General features: G+C 70.2%; 16 protein-coding genes. 14 read left to right on the top strand and 2 right to left on the bottom strand.

All coding sequences use genetic code 11. The features are described 5' to 3' along the window. Positions 1-104 precede the first annotated feature (104 nt). The 3 genes from CVO96_RS02630 to CVO96_RS02620 all read left to right on the top strand — a co-directional run bounded on the left by CVO96_RS02630 (position 105) and on the right by CVO96_RS02620 (position 3269). On the top strand, positions 105-1280 hold the full coding sequence (locus tag CVO96_RS02630; RefSeq protein WP_103310026.1) for an ABC transporter ATP-binding protein: 1176 nt from the start codon (positions 105-107) through the stop codon (positions 1278-1280). 163 nt (positions 1281-1443) lie between these two features. Then, positions 1444-2202 (top strand): ABC transporter substrate-binding protein, encoded by a 759-nt coding sequence (locus CVO96_RS02625; protein ID WP_103310023.1) that lies wholly within the window; start codon positions 1444-1446, stop codon positions 2200-2202. Positions 2203-2480: 278 nt separating this feature from the next. Beyond that, on the top strand, positions 2481-3269 hold the full coding sequence (locus CVO96_RS02620; protein WP_103310021.1) for an amino acid ABC transporter permease: 789 nt from the start codon (positions 2481-2483) through the stop codon (positions 3267-3269). Between the two features lie 12 nt (positions 3270-3281). On the opposite strand, the gene CVO96_RS02615 is transcribed toward CVO96_RS02620, so the two are convergent. Beyond that, positions 3282-3989 (bottom strand): hypothetical protein, encoded by a 708-nt coding sequence (locus CVO96_RS02615; protein ID WP_103310018.1) that lies wholly within the window; start codon positions 3987-3989, stop codon positions 3282-3284. 163 nt (positions 3990-4152) lie between these two features. On the opposite strand from CVO96_RS02615, the gene malQ reads away from it, so the two are divergent. The 3 genes from malQ to CVO96_RS02600 all read left to right on the top strand — a co-directional run bounded on the left by malQ (position 4153) and on the right by CVO96_RS02600 (position 6668). Beyond that, positions 4153-5655, top strand: coding sequence for a 4-alpha-glucanotransferase (gene malQ / locus CVO96_RS02610; protein ID WP_103310015.1), 1503 nt, complete (start codon positions 4153-4155; stop codon positions 5653-5655). A gap of 80 nt (positions 5656-5735) precedes the next feature. Beyond that, a complete protein-coding gene (locus tag CVO96_RS02605) occupies positions 5736-6308 on the top strand; it encodes a cob(I)yrinic acid a,c-diamide adenosyltransferase (RefSeq protein WP_103310012.1) in 573 nt (190 codons plus the stop codon). Between the two features lie 153 nt (positions 6309-6461). After that, positions 6462-6668 carry a hypothetical protein gene (locus CVO96_RS02600; RefSeq protein WP_133161729.1) on the top strand — a complete coding sequence of 69 codons (207 nt, stop codon included), beginning with the start codon at positions 6462-6464 and terminating at the stop codon, positions 6666-6668. 188 nt (positions 6669-6856) lie between these two features. Here the strand turns inward: CVO96_RS02600 and pdxR are convergent, their stop codons facing one another. Next, complete coding sequence (gene pdxR, locus CVO96_RS02595; RefSeq protein ID WP_243398134.1) at positions 6857-8317, bottom strand: MocR-like pyridoxine biosynthesis transcription factor PdxR; 1461 nt, start codon at positions 8315-8317, stop codon at positions 6857-6859. A 74-nt stretch (positions 8318-8391) separates the two neighbouring features. On the opposite strand from pdxR, the gene CVO96_RS02590 reads away from it, so the two are divergent. From CVO96_RS02590 to CVO96_RS02555, 8 genes are all read left to right on the top strand, one after another. Beyond that, positions 8392-8856 carry a GNAT family N-acetyltransferase gene (locus CVO96_RS02590; RefSeq protein ID WP_103310004.1) on the top strand — a complete coding sequence of 155 codons (465 nt, stop codon included), beginning with the start codon at positions 8392-8394 and terminating at the stop codon, positions 8854-8856. Then, positions 8853-9476 carry a DJ-1/PfpI family protein gene (locus CVO96_RS02585; RefSeq protein ID WP_103310001.1) on the top strand — a complete coding sequence of 208 codons (624 nt, stop codon included), beginning with the start codon at positions 8853-8855 and terminating at the stop codon, positions 9474-9476. The genes CVO96_RS02590 and CVO96_RS02585 overlap by 4 nt, the downstream gene beginning before the upstream one ends. After that, positions 9473-10087 carry a pyridoxamine 5'-phosphate oxidase family protein gene (locus tag CVO96_RS02580; protein WP_103309998.1) on the top strand — a complete coding sequence of 205 codons (615 nt, stop codon included), beginning with the start codon at positions 9473-9475 and terminating at the stop codon, positions 10085-10087. Before CVO96_RS02585 ends, CVO96_RS02580 begins: the two co-directional genes overlap by 4 nt. Then, positions 10084-10956 (top strand): DMT family transporter, encoded by an 873-nt coding sequence (locus CVO96_RS02575; RefSeq protein ID WP_103309995.1) that lies wholly within the window; start codon positions 10084-10086, stop codon positions 10954-10956. The genes CVO96_RS02580 and CVO96_RS02575 overlap by 4 nt, the downstream gene beginning before the upstream one ends. A 162-nt stretch (positions 10957-11118) precedes the next feature. Beyond that, positions 11119-12366, top strand: coding sequence for an aspartate aminotransferase family protein (locus tag CVO96_RS02570; RefSeq protein ID WP_103309993.1), 1248 nt, complete (start codon positions 11119-11121; stop codon positions 12364-12366). A gap of 275 nt (positions 12367-12641) precedes the next feature. After that, positions 12642-14339, top strand: a complete 1698-nt coding sequence (locus CVO96_RS02565) for a VanW family protein (protein WP_103309990.1) — start codon at positions 12642-12644, stop codon at positions 14337-14339. Positions 14340-14656: 317 nt separating this feature from the next. Continuing rightward, complete coding sequence (locus tag CVO96_RS02560; protein WP_103309987.1) at positions 14657-15463, top strand: sugar phosphate isomerase/epimerase family protein; 807 nt, start codon at positions 14657-14659, stop codon at positions 15461-15463. Continuing rightward, positions 15454-16581: a Gfo/Idh/MocA family protein gene (locus CVO96_RS02555; protein WP_103309986.1), complete on the top strand. Its 1128-nt coding sequence runs from the start codon at positions 15454-15456 to the stop codon at positions 16579-16581. The genes CVO96_RS02560 and CVO96_RS02555 overlap by 10 nt, the downstream gene beginning before the upstream one ends. Positions 16582-16692 lie beyond the last annotated feature (111 nt).

Raw genomic sequence — 16692 nt, 5'->3', positions numbered from 1 at the left:
ACACCCCGGGTTTCTCGTTCACGTACCCCGGTTGCCCGAAGCAGCGTCCACCCCGGTGGCGCACATTCACGGGCAAGAGTAGGGGCGAAAGGTAGGGACTGAGCATGGCAGAAGTCGTCCTGGAGCACATCAACAAGCGCTACGGCACCAAGCACCACGCGGTCAAGGATTTCAACCTGCACATCATGGACCGGGAACTGATGGTGTTCGTCGGGCCGTCCGGCTGTGGCAAGTCCACCACGCTGCGCATGATCGCCGGCCTGGAGGACATCAGTGACGGCATCCTGAAGATCGGCGACCGGGTGGTCAACGACGTGCCGCCCAAAGACCGCGACATCGCCATGGTCTTCCAGAACTACGCGCTCTACCCGCACATGAACGTGTACGAGAACATGGCCTTCGGCCTGAAGCTCCGCAAGACCCCCAAGGAAGACATCGACCGCCGCGTGCGTGACGCCGCCAAGATCCTGCAGATCGAGCATCTGCTGGGCCGCAAGCCCAAGGAACTCTCGGGCGGTCAGCGCCAGCGCGTGGCGATGGGCCGCGCCATCGTGCGCGAGCCGAAAGTGTTCCTGATGGACGAGCCGCTCTCCAACCTGGACGCCAAGCTGCGCGTCGAGATGCGCTCGCAGATCAGCCAGCTGCACCGCCGCCTGGGCGCCACCATCGTCTACGTGACCCACGACCAGGTGGAGGCCATGACGCTGGGCAACCGCATCGTGGTGATGCGCGACGGCGTGATCATGCAGGTCGACACGCCCATGAACCTCTACGACTTCCCGCAGAACAAGTTCGTGGCCGGCTTCATCGGCAGCCCGTCCATGAACCTGCTGACCGCCCGCGTGCAGAACGGCAACTTCGTGATCGGCGACGGGCAGGTCGCGCCCATGGGCCGCCTCGCCCAGAGCCTGAAGGCCTACGAGGGCAAGGACGTCGTGATGGGCGTGCGCCCCGAGCACGTCGGCCTGCCCGGCATCTCCGACCTGCCCCACGGCGTCAACCAGCTGCGCGGCAAGGTCGTGGTCGTCGAGCCGCTGGGCGCCCAGACGGATCTGATCATCAACGTGGCGGGCCAGGACATGACCGTGAAGGTGGAGGGTCAGGCCCTCGTACAGCCCGGCGACGATATCGACATCCTGCTCGACCAGACCAGATTGCACGCCTTCGATCCGGCCACCGAGGCCGCCATCGACCGGGGCACGCCCGCCGGCACCCGTGGTCAGGCCGACACGCCCGGCCTGGGCTACGAGTACGCCGCTGGCGCCGTCAGCGCCGACTGAAGCGCCCTTTAGGGCCGCCGCTCCCAGAGGCTGGGGGCGGCGGTTTTTGCTGTGCCAGACGGGCCACTGCGGGCTGGGCCTTTACCCGGCCCGGTCTGCCCGCTAGACTCGCCCACATCCACATCCCAGGTCTCCGTGCCTGAACCTGTTCTCAAGGAGCCCCATGAAACGAGCCCTGCTGACCCTGACCGCCCTCGCCCTGCTCGCCACGACCGCCCAGGCGCGTTCCTGGGACGACATCAAGAAGTCCGGCACCGTTCGGATCGCCACCGAGGGCGCCTTCCCGCCCTTCAACATCCTGAAGGGCAAGGAGCTGACCGGCTTCGAGGTCGAGCTGGCCGAGGGGCTGGCCCGGCAGCTGGGCCTCAAGGTGCAGTGGGTGACCCAGCCCTTCGACAACCTGCTGATCGGCCTGAACCAGGATCGCTACGACTTCGTGATCGCCTCCCACGGCATCACGCCCGAGCGCGCCAAAGCGGTGGATTTCGCCAGCCCGCACTACTGCACGGGCGGCGCCATCGTCGCCAAGCCGGGCGGCCCCATGACCGCCGCCGCGCTGGCCGGCAAGAAGGTCGCCGTACAGGTCGGCACCACCTATCTGGAGAACGTGCAGAAGGTCTCCGGCGTGGGTGAGGTCAAGACCTTCCCCAAGGACACCGACGCCCAGGCCGCGCTGATGGCGGGCCGGGTCGACGCCTGGGTGGGCGACAAGTTCACCGGTCTCGATCTGGTCAAGGCCCAGAAGGGCAAGGTCATGCAGGGCGCGCTGCTGTTCAACGAGCGCATCGGCATGGCGGTCAAGAAGGGCAACACCGGGCTGCTCAAGGAGCTGAACTCGGCCCTGACCAAGAGCCTCAGCGACGGTTCATACGCCAAGCTGAGCGGCAAGTACTTCGGCCAGGACGTGCGCTGCCGGGGCTGAGGACGCAGGAGTGGGCCGGGCGGCGTCTGGATGGGCGCCGCCCGGCTTGCTGTGTCCTGATGAGGACGGGAGAGCGGTGGGGGGTTGGGCCTCACACTCCTTGACGGGTGGGGCCGTTTTGGATTCATTCGGAGGTGGCGCGTGTGAGGTTGTTGTCGACCCGAACCCTCCGACCTCTTCTCCACCCCCGGCCTCTGTGCGATGATCCCTGAAATGTCCTCTTGCACACTGTTCCGGTTCGCTCCGCAGCGCGTCTCCCGGCCTGCCAGGACGGGCGTATGACGGCCAGATCCCCCCGCGCCCAGCCCCTGGGCGGCGGCTCGCTGCTGCTCTGGATCGGTGGAGCGGTGCTGGCCTTCCTGGCGCTGTTCTTCCTGATCACCGTGATCCTGCGCCAGATGCCCGACCCCATCGGCCCCCGCGCTGACCTGTTCGTGGAGGGCGCGCGCATGACCCTGCAGCTCACGGTGGTCAGTGGCCTGATCGGGCTGGTGGTGGGCATGCTCACCGGAATCCAGAAGACGAGTGCCAGCGCGTGGGTGCGCGCGCCGGCCAACTTCTTCGTGTGGCTGGTGCGCGGCACGCCGCTGCTCGTGCAGATCCTGTTCGTGTACAACGCCCTGCCGCCCCTCCTGCAATCCATCGGGATAGGCGTGCAGCTCAACGAGTTCTGGTCGGCGGTGATCGCGCTGGCCCTGAACGTGGGCGCCTACAACGCGGAGGTGATCCGCGCCGGCATCCTGGCGATTCCGCGCGGGCAGACCGAAGCGGCCCGCAGCCTGGGCCTGAGCGGCGCCCAGACCATGAATACGGTAGTGCTGCCCCAGGCGCTCAGGATCGTGGTGCCGCCGCTGGTGAACAACCTCGTAGCGCTGCTCAAGGACTCCTCGCTGGCGTCCAGCATCGCCCTGCTCGAACTGACCCTGGCGGGCTCGCGGGTGAGTTCGGAGAGCTTCCAGCCCATCCCGGTGCTGACCACCGTGGCGGTCGTGTACCTCGCGCTCACGACGGTCATGACCCTGTTCACCGATCAGCTCGAAAAACGGGTCAAGATCGCCTCGCGCTGAGCGGCCGGCCCCTCACCAGCCCCGGCGGAACTTGCCCACGCTGGCCGTCCAGTTCAGCCGCAGGGGCCGGGTGACCGCCTCTGGCGAGACGCCGGTCGCGGCGCAGCGCTGGGCACTAGCGCGGGGAAGCACCGCCGTGGCCGAGAGGGTCTGCCCCTGCCAGGACGGCACATAGCTCACATTCAGCACCACGCCCTGCAGGCACTCGGGGACGTCGCCGGGGTAGAAATCGGCGTCGCGGATCAGGGGGATGACGGTGCTGTCCCTGACTGCGCGCAGGCCGCCGGCGTCCTGCCAGGCGAAGGCGGTGCGGGCCTGGCAGCTTCCGGCGCTGCACCACTCGCGGTTCACGACCAGCAGCCCGCTGCCCGGCGTGCCGTACAGGGCCGCCCGCAGGGTCGTGAACACGCTGCCGCCCGGCGTCTGGCTGTGGCCGCGCCATTCCAGGAAACGGCCCGCCCCGCCGCTGAACTGGCTGGCCCACAGGTTCTGAACGGCCGTCCAGTCCAGCGCCTCGCGCCGCGCGTAGGCCAGCAGCGACGTCTCACCGCCGACCGGCTGGAAGCTGGCCACGTACAGGTGCAGGGCCGCCAGCACCTCGCTGTCCGCCCCCGTCACGGCGGAGGGCGGGGCGCCGGGTGGCCCGGTGGGGACGGCGAGCGCCGTGGTCGATGCCCCGAGGCTCAGGAGGGTCAGGGAGGAGAGCAGGAGACGGCGCACGTCCTCCGTGGTAGCACGGGGCTTCTCACAAGCCTCTGATTCTCGCCGCCCTCCGGCCCGGGGCCGAAGGCGGGGGCCGGCGCGGCGAGCTTTGCATTATTCTCTGAGCCATCTGGAAACCCTTCCACCCAGACTCCCCGCCCCACTCTTCCGGAGGTTTTCCATGACGATCCAGCGTTCCAGCGGCGTACTGCTGCACCCCACCAGCCTCCCCGGCCCCTACGGCATCGGGGAACTGGGTGCTCAGGCCCGCACCTTTGTCGACTGGCTGCACAGCGCCGGTCAGAAGTACTGGCAGGTGATGCCCCTGGGCCCCACCGGCTACGGCGACAGCCCGTACCAGGCCTTCTCCGCCTTCGCCGGCAACCCCTACCTGATCGACCTCGCCACCTTGAAGGCCGAGGGCCTGCTGCAGGACACGGATTTCCAGGGCCTGCCCGCCTTCCATCCCACCAAGGTCGATTTCGGCCTGCAGTATGTCTGGCGCAACCAGATGCTGGCCCGTGCCTACGCCCATTTCGCGGCCGGCGAGGTGCCTGCCCTGCGGGCCGACTTCGACGCCTTCAGGCAGGCCGAGGCCGCCTGGCTGGACGATTACGCCCTGTTTACGGCCCTCAAGGGCTCGCACGGGGGGTTGCCCTGGAACGCCTGGGAGGCCCCCGTGCGCGACCGGCAGCCGCAGGCCCTGGCCGCCGCCCGCGAGTCGCTGGCCCCGGCCATCGAGCGCGTGCAGTTCATCCAGTTCCTGTTCTTCCGGCAGTGGGACGCGGTGCGGGCCTACGCGCAGGAACGCGGCATCCAGATCATCGGGGACATTCCCATCTTCGTGGCGATGGATTCCAGCGACGCCTGGGTGGGCCGCAGCCAGTTCTACTTCGACGACCAGGGCCAGCCCACCGTGGTCGCGGGCGTGCCGCCGGACTATTTCAGTGAAACCGGCCAGCTCTGGGGCAATCCGCTCTACCACTGGGACGAGATGGCGAAGGACGGCTACGCCTGGTGGATCGAGCGCTTTAAGGGCAGCCTGAAGCTCTACGACCTCATCCGGATCGACCACTTCCGGGGCTTCGCGGCGTCCTGGGAAATTCCCTTTCCGGCCGAGACCGCCATCCACGGGCGCTGGGTGCCCGCCCCCGGCCACGCCATGTTCGAGGCCGTACGGGAGGCCCTGGGCGTGCTGCCGATCATCGCCGAGGATCTGGGCGTGATCACCCCGGACGTGGAGAAGCTGCGCGACGACTTCGAATTTCCGGGCATGGCCGTCCTGCAGTTCGCCTTCGGCGGCGGCGACTTCTCGGTGAACGACTTTCTGCCCCACAACCTGCGCGAGAACCAGGTGGTGTACACCGGCACCCACGACAACGACACCACGCGCGGCTGGTGGGTTCACGCCGAGGAGCAGGAGAAGCACAACTTCCGCGTGTACACATCTTCCGACCCCAGCGAGGAGACGTTCGCGCCCCAGCTCACGCGCATCGCCTTCGAGAGCCGCGCGAACCTGGCGGTGGTGCCGCTGCAGGACATCTTCAACCTGGGCACCGAGGCCCGCATGAACCTGCCCGGCACCACCGGCGACCACAACTGGACCTGGCGCTACTCGGCCGCCGACCTGCGCCCCGATCTGGCGAGCACGCTGCGGGCGCTGACGGAGGAAACGGGACGGTAGGGCGCCGGGGGCAGAGAGCGGAGGGCAGAGGGCGAAAGATGTTGCTCTCTGCCCTCCGCTCTCTGCTCTAGGCTGTCCATATGAAGCTCTACACCAAAACCGGCGACGGCGGCACCACCGGACTCTACGGGGCCGACCGCGTGAGCAAGGCGAACATCCGCGTGGAAGCCTACGGCACCGTGGACGAACTCAACTCGGCCATCGGGCTGGCGCGGGCGCACAACACGCGCAGCCACAAGCCGGACCCCGCGCTGGACACCGATCTGGAGTACCTGCAGAACGCGCTGTTCGACGTGGGCGCCGATCTCGCCACCCGCCCCGGCACCATCTACGAGACCAGGATCGTCCGGATGGACGAGCAGGACGTGGCCTTCGTCGAGGCCATGATCGACCGGTACCAGGAAGCCGCGCCGCCGTTCACGGGCTTCGTGCATCCGGGCGGGACGCCCGCCGCCGCCGCCCTGCACGTGGCCCGCACGGTGGCCCGCCGCGCCGAGCGCGAGGTGATCCGCCTGCTGCACGAGGAGGACGCCAACGCGCAGGTACAGGTCTACCTGAACCGCCTCTCGGATCTGCTGTTCGTGATGGCCCGCGCCGCCAACCAGTCGGCGGGCATCGAGGAACACGCCTGGCTGGTGAAAGGTAGAAGATAGGGGAAAGTTAAGACGAAAGTGGGACGCTCGCGGGCGTCCCCATTTTTTTCCGACTGGACTTCGAGAACCCCGATCGGCCCGACATGAACCCTTGCTCCGCATCTGGAGGCCGGGTTCTTGTCCGTTGGCCAGTTCCCCGCGCTTGACTGGGGTATGAAGAAAACCTCCTCCACCCCCGATCCGAAAGGCTCCGACAATCGTACCAAGCGCGGGGAGTGGACGCCGGACGTCTCCAGAGCGGCCGACGAGGAGATGAGGAAGCTCTCGCAGGAGTCGCCGGAGTTGTCTCCGGCCACCGAATCGGTGGACAAGTCCCACCTGAGCGTGCCCGCCGAGCGCCACATGCCCGACGAGGCCTGAGCAGAGTCAGCTCCCTTCAGAGCAATGGTGCGGACAGTTTCATAACGCTATCGCAGAACAACTCCGTTAGTGCTGTCTGGGACGTCATCTCCGTTCCCCCCCTCTGCTCCGCAGCTCTCCGAGTCCCAGCCTCCCCCACAAGAGGGGAGGAGCCAAAAAGCTCGTGTTCATCGCATTTGAAAGGGCACTTAGTCAATACTGTCCGCACCATTGTCAGAGCCGCTGAGCGCCCGAACCACACCCACGATCTCGCGCGCACCCCTTCGGGCGGTCTCCACGTTCAGGCCGCCGAAGCCCAGCAGCAGGGCGTTGGGCACCGGGCCGGCGAAGGTGTAGCTCTCCAGGGTGGAGACGAACACACCGCGCCGGGCCAGCGCGGCTGTCACCTCCCGCGCGTCCAGCCCCGGCGCCAGGTGCAGGCAGACGTGCAGGCCGGCCTGGATGCCGCCCAGCGTGGCCTGCGGAGCCAGGGGGGCCAGCTCCCGGCTCAGCGCCCCCAGGACCCCGGCGTGCCAGCGCCGCGCCCGGCGCATATGGCGATCCAGATGTCCGCCCAGCAGCAGCCAGGACAGGGCGCGCTGCACCGGCAGGGCGTGGCCGAAATCCAGCAGCGTGCGCGCCCGCACCAGCGCCGGCAGCAGTGCGGGCGAGGCCACCAGGAAGCCGGTTCGTAGGGCCGGGGTCAGCACCTTGCTGAGCGTGCCCAGGTAGATCACCCGGCCCGCCGCGCCGGTCTGCGCCGCCAGACTCGCCAGGGTGGGCAGCGGCGGCGCGTCGTAGCGGAATTCACCGTCGTAATCGTCTTCCACGATGAGGGCGTCGTGGCGCTGTGCCCAGGCCAGCAGCGCGAGGCGGCGGGGCAGGCTCATGCGCCCGCCCAGCGGGAACTGGTGGCTGGGCGTCACGAAGGCCAGCCGGGCGGGGGGCGTGTCGGGGCCGACCACCAGGCCGTCCCCATCGACCGGCACCGGCACGGCGGTATGCCCGGCGTCCAGCAGCACCTGGCGCGCGGCACGGTAGCCGGGATTTTCGACCAGCACGGCCGAGGCGGGCGGCAGCAGCGCGCGCACGATCAGGTTCAGGGCGTGCAGCGTGCCCGCCGTGACGACCACCTGGGCGGCCCCGGCACCCAGCCCGCGCTGCCGCCCCACGAAGGCTGCCAGTGCGGCGCGCAGCTCGCTTTCGCCGGCCGGATCGGCATAGTCGCCGCCCACCGGGGCGCGGGCCGCCGCCGCCCAGGCCTGTCGCCAGGCGCGGGCGTCCAGCGTGGCGGTGCCGGTGACGCCGGCCTGGAAGTGCAGGCCCGTGGCTGGAACGGGGCCGTCGATAGGCAGCGGAGGCACGGGCGGGAGCCAGCCGGGCGCGGCGTCGGTCTCCGGCGGGGCGTCGCGGGCGGCGCCCGGCGGCACCCGCGTGCCCCGGCCCACCGCCGCCTCCAGCGTGCCGTCCGCGATCAGGGTCGCGTAGGCGTCGGCCACCACGCCGCGCGTCACGCCCAGCGCGGCGGCCAGCGTGCGCGTGCCGGGCAGGGCCGCGCCGCCCGGCAGGGTGCCCGCGAGCACGGCGCCGCGCACCTGCGCGGCCAGTTGCGCGTGCAGCGGCTCCCCTGCGTTCCGCTGCAGGCTCAACGCGAAGGGGAGATCGGCCACCCTCGCCAGTGGACTGCTCGTTGTGGGCCAAACCGGAGCTGTGCGGGGGGCCACCATGGCCGTAGTGTAGGGCCATGACCGACCTCCGCACCCTGCGCCCGATCCTCCCGCCCGAGGCGGCGCTGGCATTGCCGGCCCTGCGCGAATTGCGCCCGGCGTCGCCGGCACTGGTCAGCGTGGAGGCCCTGCAGGCTCACCTCCGGCTGGCCGGGGCCGAGGGCTACCGCCTCGTCGGGGCGTTCGAGCCCGGTCGGCTGGAAGCGGCCGCCGTCGCCGGGTTCCGGAGCATGACCACGCTCTGGGACGGCCCCATGCTGTACGTGGATGACCTCTCGACCCTGCCAGACGCCCGTGGGCGCGGCCACGCCGGGGCGCTGCTGAGCTGGCTGGACGCCGAGGCCCTGCGTCTGGACTGCCGTGGGCTGCACCTCGACTCCGGCGTGGGCGAGGCCAGGCACACGGCGCACCGGCAGTACCTCAAGCACGGCATGAACATCGTGGCGCACCATTTTCAGAAGAGACTCGCGGGGCAGGGATGACCCGCACGGTCGGTCTGCTGGTCTTCGGCGGCGTGGAGGTGCTCGACCTGGGCGGCCCCTTCGAGGTCTTGAGCGTGGCCTCCCGGCTGGCCGGGCGCAGCGGCGAGTCTCCACCCTTCCGGCCCGTGCTGATCGCCCACGACCTGACCCCGGTGACGGCGCGCGGTGGCCTGCGCGTGCTGCCGGACTGCACGCTGGACGACCACCCGCCGCTGGACGTGCTGCTGGTGCCGGGCGGCGTGGTGGACGGCCTGCGGAGCGACCCGGCGCTGCTGGAGTGGGTGCGGGCGCGCTCGACGGAGGCGGAACTCACGGCGTCGGTCTGCACGGGGGCCTTCGTGCTGGCCTGGGCCGGCGTGCTGACCACGGGGCGCGCGACCACCCACTGGGAGGATCAGGACGAGCTGGCCCGGCAGTTCCCGGCGCTGGAGGTCGTGCCCGGCGTCTCCTGGGTGGACGGGGGCGCGGTCGTGACCTCCGGGGGCATCAGCGCGGGCATCGACATGACCCTGCATCTGGTGGAGCGCCTGCATTCGCGTGATCTGGCCGAGCGCACCGCGCGGCAGATGGAGTACCGCTGGACAGACGGCCTCTGGACGGAAAACGGAGTGAACGCATGATGAATCCCTACGACCCCGCCGTGCGCGACCCTTCCCTCAGCCGCCGGCCGCAGAACCGCCGGGACGACGCCTGGATCGAGGCCTTGCTGCTGCGCGTGCCCCTGGGCCGTGTGGCGACCGTCTGGCAGGGCGAGGACGGTACGCCCGTCCCCTTCATCACGCCGCTGGCCTTCGCGTACCGCCCCGAGAGGCGCGACCTCGTGTACCACACCAACGTCGTCGGGCGGCTGTGGGCCAACACCGGCCAGGGGCACCCGGCCACCTTCGAGGTCTCCGAGATCGGTTCGCTGCTGCCCAGCACCTCGCCGCTGGAGCTGAGCGTGCAGTACCGCTCCGTGATCGTGTTCGGCCGCGCCCGCCTCCTGACCGCCCTGGAGGAGAAGCGGGAGGCCATGACCATCCTCTCCGAGCGCGTGTTCCCGGATCTGACCATCGGCCGCGAGACCCGCCCGATCCTCGATAGCGATCTGGCCCGCACGAGCGTCTATTCGCTGCACATCGAGCGCTGGAGCGGCAAGGAGAACTGGGTGGACGCTGCCATCCAGGACGAGTGCTGGCCGTCGCTGAGCGAGGAACAGAGCCGCCTGCGGCCCGTGCAGGAGCCCCGGTGACCCGCCGCGACCTCTCGGAGATGTTCCTGCTCTCGGCCTTCTGGGGCGTGTCGTTCCTGCTGATCAAATGGAGCGGCGAGGCGTTCCCGCCGCTCTGGGTGGCGCTGCTGCGCTCCTTCTTCGGGGCGCTGGTGCTGCTCTTGGCGCTGCGCCTGGGCCGCCACACGTTGCCACCGCTGAGGCTGTGGCGGCCGCTGCTGCTGGTGGCCCTGTTCAACAATGTCATTCCCTGGACGTTCTTCGCCTGGGGCGAGCAGACGGTCAGCTCGAACATCGCCGCGATCATCAACGCGACCACCCCGCTGTTCGCCCTGCTGATCGGCCTGGGCCTGCGCGAGCGCGGGCTGCGCGGGGCGCAGATGGCGGGTGTGATGCTCGGCCTGGGCGGCGTGGCCCTGACGGTCTCGGGCGGGCTGGGCGGCGGCCACGCCACGCCCTTCGGCGTGCTGATCCTGGCGTTGGCGAGCCTGGGCTACGCGGTCGCCACGACCATCGCCAAGCGCACGCTCTCCGGCCTGAACCCGGTGGGGCTGGCGACCACGCAACTGGCCCTGAGCAGCGCGCTGCTGCTGCCGCTCGCGCTGCTGGGCGCCCAGCCGGCCGCCCCGGACGCCCGCGCCTGGGGCTCGGTGATCTTCCTGGGCGTGGTCGGCTCCGGGCTGGCCTACCTGCTGTATTACGGCCTGCTGGCGCGGGTCTCGCCCACCCAGGTCACGGCCGTGACCTACGCGCTGCCGGTCTGGGGCCTGGGCTGGGGCGCGCTGGCCGGCGAGAGCTTGGGCCTGTGGTCGCTGCTGGGCGTGGCGGTGGTGCTCTCGGGGCTGGCGCTGATCAACCTGCCGGCCCGCCCGCGCCCGGCCCCGGCCTGAGGGCGGGCGCGCTGTCCCGCATGTTGGACACTGGCCCTGTGAGAAGCGCCGCCACGCCCTACACTGGAACCAGAGGGCTGTCAGCCCAGAGCGTAGGGCTCTTAGCTCGGAGCTTGGCCCCCAGAGCACCACATCCATCAGCACCCCGATTCAGGAGGAACCATGACCACCACCCAGAGCAAATGGCTCGATGCCGAACTGAAGTACGACTCCGGTGTGTACAACAAGCACCACGTCGTCATGACCCGTGGCCTGGGGGCCACCGTCTGGGACGAGACCGGCCGCTCGTACATCGACTGCGTGGCCGGCTACGGCGTGGCGAACATCGGCCACAGCCACCCGGACGTGGTGCGCGCCATCAAGGATCAGGTCGACCGGCTGATCGTGATGCCCCAGACCCTGCCCAACGACAAGCGCGCCGAGTTCCTGCAGGAGCTGGTCGGCGTGCTGCCCCAGGGCCTCTCCCGCGTGTTCCTGTGCAACTCCGGCACCGAGGCGATGGAGGCGGCCAAGAAGTTCGCCATTACCGGCACCGGCCGTAAGCGCTTCGTGTCGATGCGGCGGGGCTTCTCGGGCCGCTCGCTGGGCGCGCTGGCGTTTACCTGGGAACCCAAGTACCGCGAGCCCTTCGGCGACGCCGTGGACAACAAAAACGTGGACTTCGTGACCTACGGCAGTCTCGAGGAACTGCGCGCGGCCGTGACCGACCAGACCGCCGCTGTGATCATGGAACCCGTGCAGGGCGAGGGCGGCGTGCGCCCCGCGACGGTGGAGTTCATGCAGGAGGCCCGCCGCATCACGCAGGAGAAGGGCGCGCTGCTGATCCTCGACGAGATCCAGACGGGGTTTTGCCGCACCGGCAAGATGTTCGCCTGCGAGCACTCCGGCGTGATCCCCGACGGCATGACGCTCGCCAAGGCGATGGCGGGCGGGATGCCGGTGGGCGCCTTCGCCATGACCGCCGAGGTCGCCGACCGGATGCCGGCGGGCGGGCACGGCACGACCTTCGGCGGCAATCCCCTGAGCATGGCGGCCGGCGTGGCCGCGATCCGCGCCATGAAGCGCGAGGGCATGGCCGAGCAGGCGCGCGAGAAGGGCGACTACTTCATGGAGAAGCTGCGCGCCATCGGCTCGCCCAAGATCCGCGAGGTGCGCGGCCTGGGCCTGATGATCGGCGTGGAACTCAAGGAGAAGAGTGCGCCCTACATCCACGCGCTGGAACACGACGAGGGCGTGCTGAGCCTGCAGGCCACGCCGCTGGTGGTGCGCTTCCTGCCGCCCGTGACCATCTCCCGTGAGCAGATCGACACGGTGGTGGCGGCCTTCGCCCGCGTGCTGGAGCGGGTCGACCCACGCGCCGAACGCCGCGCCGAGCTGGCCCAGGGCAAAGAGGACAAACAGACGGAGTAGCGGGCCGGGCAAGAGCTGGAGCAGGGGAGAGGGTGTGCCCCTGCTCCCCGCTGTCGGGGAATCCCGGCGCCAGGACGCGGTGGGCGGCACTCCGCTGTCGGCCTGAGCACCGGATCTGGCCTCAGGCGAGCTGATCTGTAGGCGATCGTACCTGTTGCCTAGCCCTCTGGCCGTCTCAACGAGCCCCACGGACACGCTTCATGAATGCTGAATGTGTCCAGCACTGTGAAATTCCGTCATACATCTGTGAGTGAAATTCTTTACACTAAGGAACGATGAAGCTGTGGATGGGTGGTGTGGCGGCGGTGGTGCTCCTGGGCGGGGCCCTGGCGATGGGCGTGGCGTCTCAGGCGGACGGGACGCTGGCGCCCGGCCTGCGGGTCGCCGGAGTCGAGGTCGGCGGCATGACCCGGGCCCAGGCGCTGGGCGCCCTGGAAGCCCAGGCCGTGGCGGCGCCCCAGGTCAGGGTCAGCGCGGGCACGAATGCCTGGACGCTGAGCGCCGACCAGCTGGGCTGGCGGGCCGACGCCGGGGCCAGCCTGGCCGCCGCCGAGAAGGTCGCGGCCGGGCGCGGGCTGCTGGAGCGCCTGCAGGCCATGCTGGGACAGGTCAGGGTGCGCGAGTTCCCGCTGGTCACGCGCGTCGACGCCGCCGCCGCCCGCGCCACGCTGGGCACCCTGACCGCCGGCCTGGAGACCCAGCCCCGGAGCGCCGCCGTCTATTTCGACCAGACCGCCCGCCGCTACGCCGTGAAGCCGGACGCGCCCGGCCGCCAGGTCGACGTGGAGACGGCCGTGACGACCTATGTGGCGGCCCCCGCCCTGACCAGCCTGCAGATTCCGGTGAAGGAGTGGAAGGCGCAGGTCACCGCGCAGGCCCTGCAGCCGCTGGTCACCCAGGGCAACGCCCTGATGCGGCCGCTGACCATCCAGCTCCAGGGCACTCCCCGCACGGGCATCCTGAACGCCCTGCAGGTGGCCAACCTGTACTGGGTTCGCGCCGCCGGCGTGGAGCCCGACGAGCAGGCCATGAAGGCCGCTTTCGGCCGCCTGACCGCCTACGTGGATCAGCCGGCCCGCAACGCCCGCTACGCTCTGAACGGCGAGGCGCTGGTCAAGGTGGCCGAGAAGGCAGGCCGCGTGACCGACCGCGCCGCCGCCTACGCGGCCTTCAAGTCGGCGGTCATGGACGCGGAGAAAAGTGCGGTGCTGTTTCCCAGCAAGGTCAGCGCCCCGACCCTGACCCTGGCCCAGCTGCCGGATCCCGGCAAGCTGGAGCTGATCACCGTGGGGCAGAGCACCTACTACCACTCCAGCCCGGCCCGGCGCACCAACGTGGCCAACGCGGCGGCCAAGATCAGCGGCGCAGTCGTGCCGGCGGGCGAGGTCTTCAGCTTCCTGAACACGCTGGGCGGCATCAGCGCCGGCAACGGCTTCGTCAGCGGCCTGATCATCAGCGGCGGTCGTACGGTCGATGGCCTGGGGGGCGGGGTCTGTCAGGTCAGCACCACCACCTTCCGCGCGCTGTATCAGGCGGGCCTGCCGGTCGTAGAGCGCAACCAGCATTCCTACCGGGTCGGCTACTACGAACCCCAGGTGGGCTACGAGGCCGCCGTGTACGATCCCGGGGTCGACCTGAAGTTCATGAACGACACGGGCGCCCCGCTGCTGATCAAGACCATCAACAACAATGCCCGCAGCACACTGCAGGTGGAGGTCTGGGGCATCAAGCCCAGGCGCACGGTGGCGATCAGCCCGGCGACCATCCTGTCGCGCACGCCGCACCCACCCGCGCAGTACGTGGTCAACCCAGCCCTGCGCCCCGGCGCCATGAACCAGGTCGACTGGGCCCAGGACGGCTACAACCTCTACATCACCCGCACCATCAAGGACGCTTCGGGCGTGCGCTCTGACGTGACCAAGACCGTCTACAAGCCCTGGCGCGCCGTGTACGAGATGGGGCCGCGCAACTGAGGCCCCCCGGCACCCCCTCCAGACCGGCACGCTGAACTCCGGGGGCTGTCTTGATCACTGACCCTGTGCCTGTCCCCTGACACCGTGCCTGCCGCACAGTACCCCCGGAACTGTGCCCCCTGAACCGTGCCCGACGAACTGGTGGGCTGGCGTCAGGAATCGCGGCTCAGGTGTGCGGCCCTCCGTGTGGTCTCGGGCGTATGGTGATCAGGCGGCAGGGGGCGCGTCTGGCCGGCATGGCCTGGGGGGCCCCCGACCCTCTGTCTGACCTCGGCACCCGACCTCACCCCTGAGTTCGACCCCGGAAGGAGCCTCCCATGACCCCTCAGCCCGGTACCCTCTCCGTCCAGCTGTACACCTTCCGTGACGCCTACGCGGCCGAACCGGGGGGCACCATCGCCCGCATCGCCGGGCTGGGCTTCCGGTACCTGGAACCCTTCGGCATCGCCTCCCAGGGCCTGACCGACAGCGACAAGGTGCGGCAGGCGCAGGCCCTTCGCCGGCTGCTGGACAGCCACGGCCTGAGCGCGCCGACCGCGCACGCCGCCGCGCCCCTGGGGCCGGTCTCGGCCGCCGTGCTGGACAGCCTGGAGGCGCTGGGCTGCCGCCTGCCGGTGATCTCCTGGCCCGGTGAGGTGCCCGGCTTCGAGCGGGACGTGATGGACACCCGTGAAGGCACCGAGCGCTTCGCCGACGCGCTGAACGAGGCGTCCCTGAACGCCGCCTCACGCGGCATGGAGCTGGGCTACCACAACCACTGGTGGGAGTGGTCGGACGTGGGCGGCCAGCACGCCTATGACCAGCTGCTCTCCCAGCTCGATCCCGCGGTGTTTCTGGAAGTCGACACCTACTGGGCGCAGACCGGCGGGCAGGACGTGGCCGCGCTGCTGCGCCGCCTGGGAGGCCGCGTGAAGGCCCTGCACCTGAAAGACGGCCCCGCCACCCCCGAGGCCGACCAGACGCCGCTGGGTACTGGGAGAGTCGACTACGCCGCCGCCATCGCCGCCGCGCCGTCTGCCCGCTGGCACGTGCTGGAGATGGATCGCACGGCCGGCGACGTCTTCGCCGAGGTGGGCCAGAGCGCCCGGCGGCTGATCCAGGAGGGGCTCTCCACATGGGACTGAGTCCGCAGACCATCGGCATCGTCGGCACCGGCAACATCAGCGCGGCGTACCTGAAGATCGCCCGCGACCTGAAGCTCTTCCGGGTGAAAGCGGTGGCGGATCTGGATACCGCCCGCGCCGCCACGGTCGCCGCCGAACACGGCATCCAGGCCCTGACGCTGGCAGGGCTGCTGACCGACCCGGAGATCGTGGCGGTCGTGAACCTGACGCCGCCCGGCGCCCACGCCGCCGTGACGCTGGCCGCGCTGGACGCCGGCAAGCACGTCTATTCCGAAAAGCCTCTGGCCGTGGCACGCGAGGACGGACAGACGATCATGGATCGGGCGACATCCAGGGGCCTGCGCGTGGGCTGCGCGCCGGACACCGTGCTGGGCGCGGGCATCCAGACGGCCCGCGAGCTGATCGACGCCGGGCGGATCGGGCGGCCCGTGTCGGCCACCGCGTTCTTCATGGGCAGCGGCCCGGAGTCCTGGCACCCGGATCCCGACTTCTTCTACCAGCCCGGCGCCGGCCCGCTGTTCGACATGGGCCCCTACTACCTGAGCGCACTGGTCACCCTGCTGGGCGGCGTGCAGACGGTCAGCGCCACCGCCACCAGGGCCTTCGTGCAGCGCCCGATTACCTCCCAGCCCCGGGCCGGCGAGTTCATTACTGTGAATACGCCGACCCACGTGGCGGCCAACCTCCTGCTGGAGGGCGGCGCCCTGGCGACCCTGATCACCTCCTTCGACGTGCCCGCGTCCGACGCGCCCCGCATCGAGATCCACGGCACCGGGGGCAGCCTGAGCGTGCCCGATCCGAACACCTTCGGCGGGCCGCTGAAGCTCCGCCTGAACGCTCAGGCCGACTGGGAAGACGTGCCCCTGACCCGGCCCTTCGCCGGGAACTCGCGCGGGATCGGGCTGGCTGACATGCTGCACGCCCAGCAGACCGGCGGTGCCCACCGCGCCAGCGGCGACCTGGCTTTTCATGTGCTGGACGTCATGCACACTATTCTGGAGTCGGCCGGGGCGGAACGCACGCTCAGGCCCCGCACGGCGGTCGAGCGCCCTGCCCCCCTGGACGCGCAGCCCGCGTGGCTGCCGGCCGCCGGGCGCCCCCCCATCGCGGGCGAGTAGGGCACCGGGGGCTTGGGCTGGGCGCCGCCCTGGACGGCCGAAGCGGCCGGCCGGGTAGACTCTCCCTCTGCCGCACGGCCCTCGCGCCTGCTCCTCTCGCCCCGTCCCGCT

Source organism: Deinococcus koreensis (assembly GCF_002901445.1).
GTDB lineage: Bacteria > Deinococcota > Deinococci > Deinococcales > Deinococcaceae > Deinococcus > Deinococcus koreensis.
This window is presented reverse-complemented; position numbering and strand designations above follow the sequence as displayed.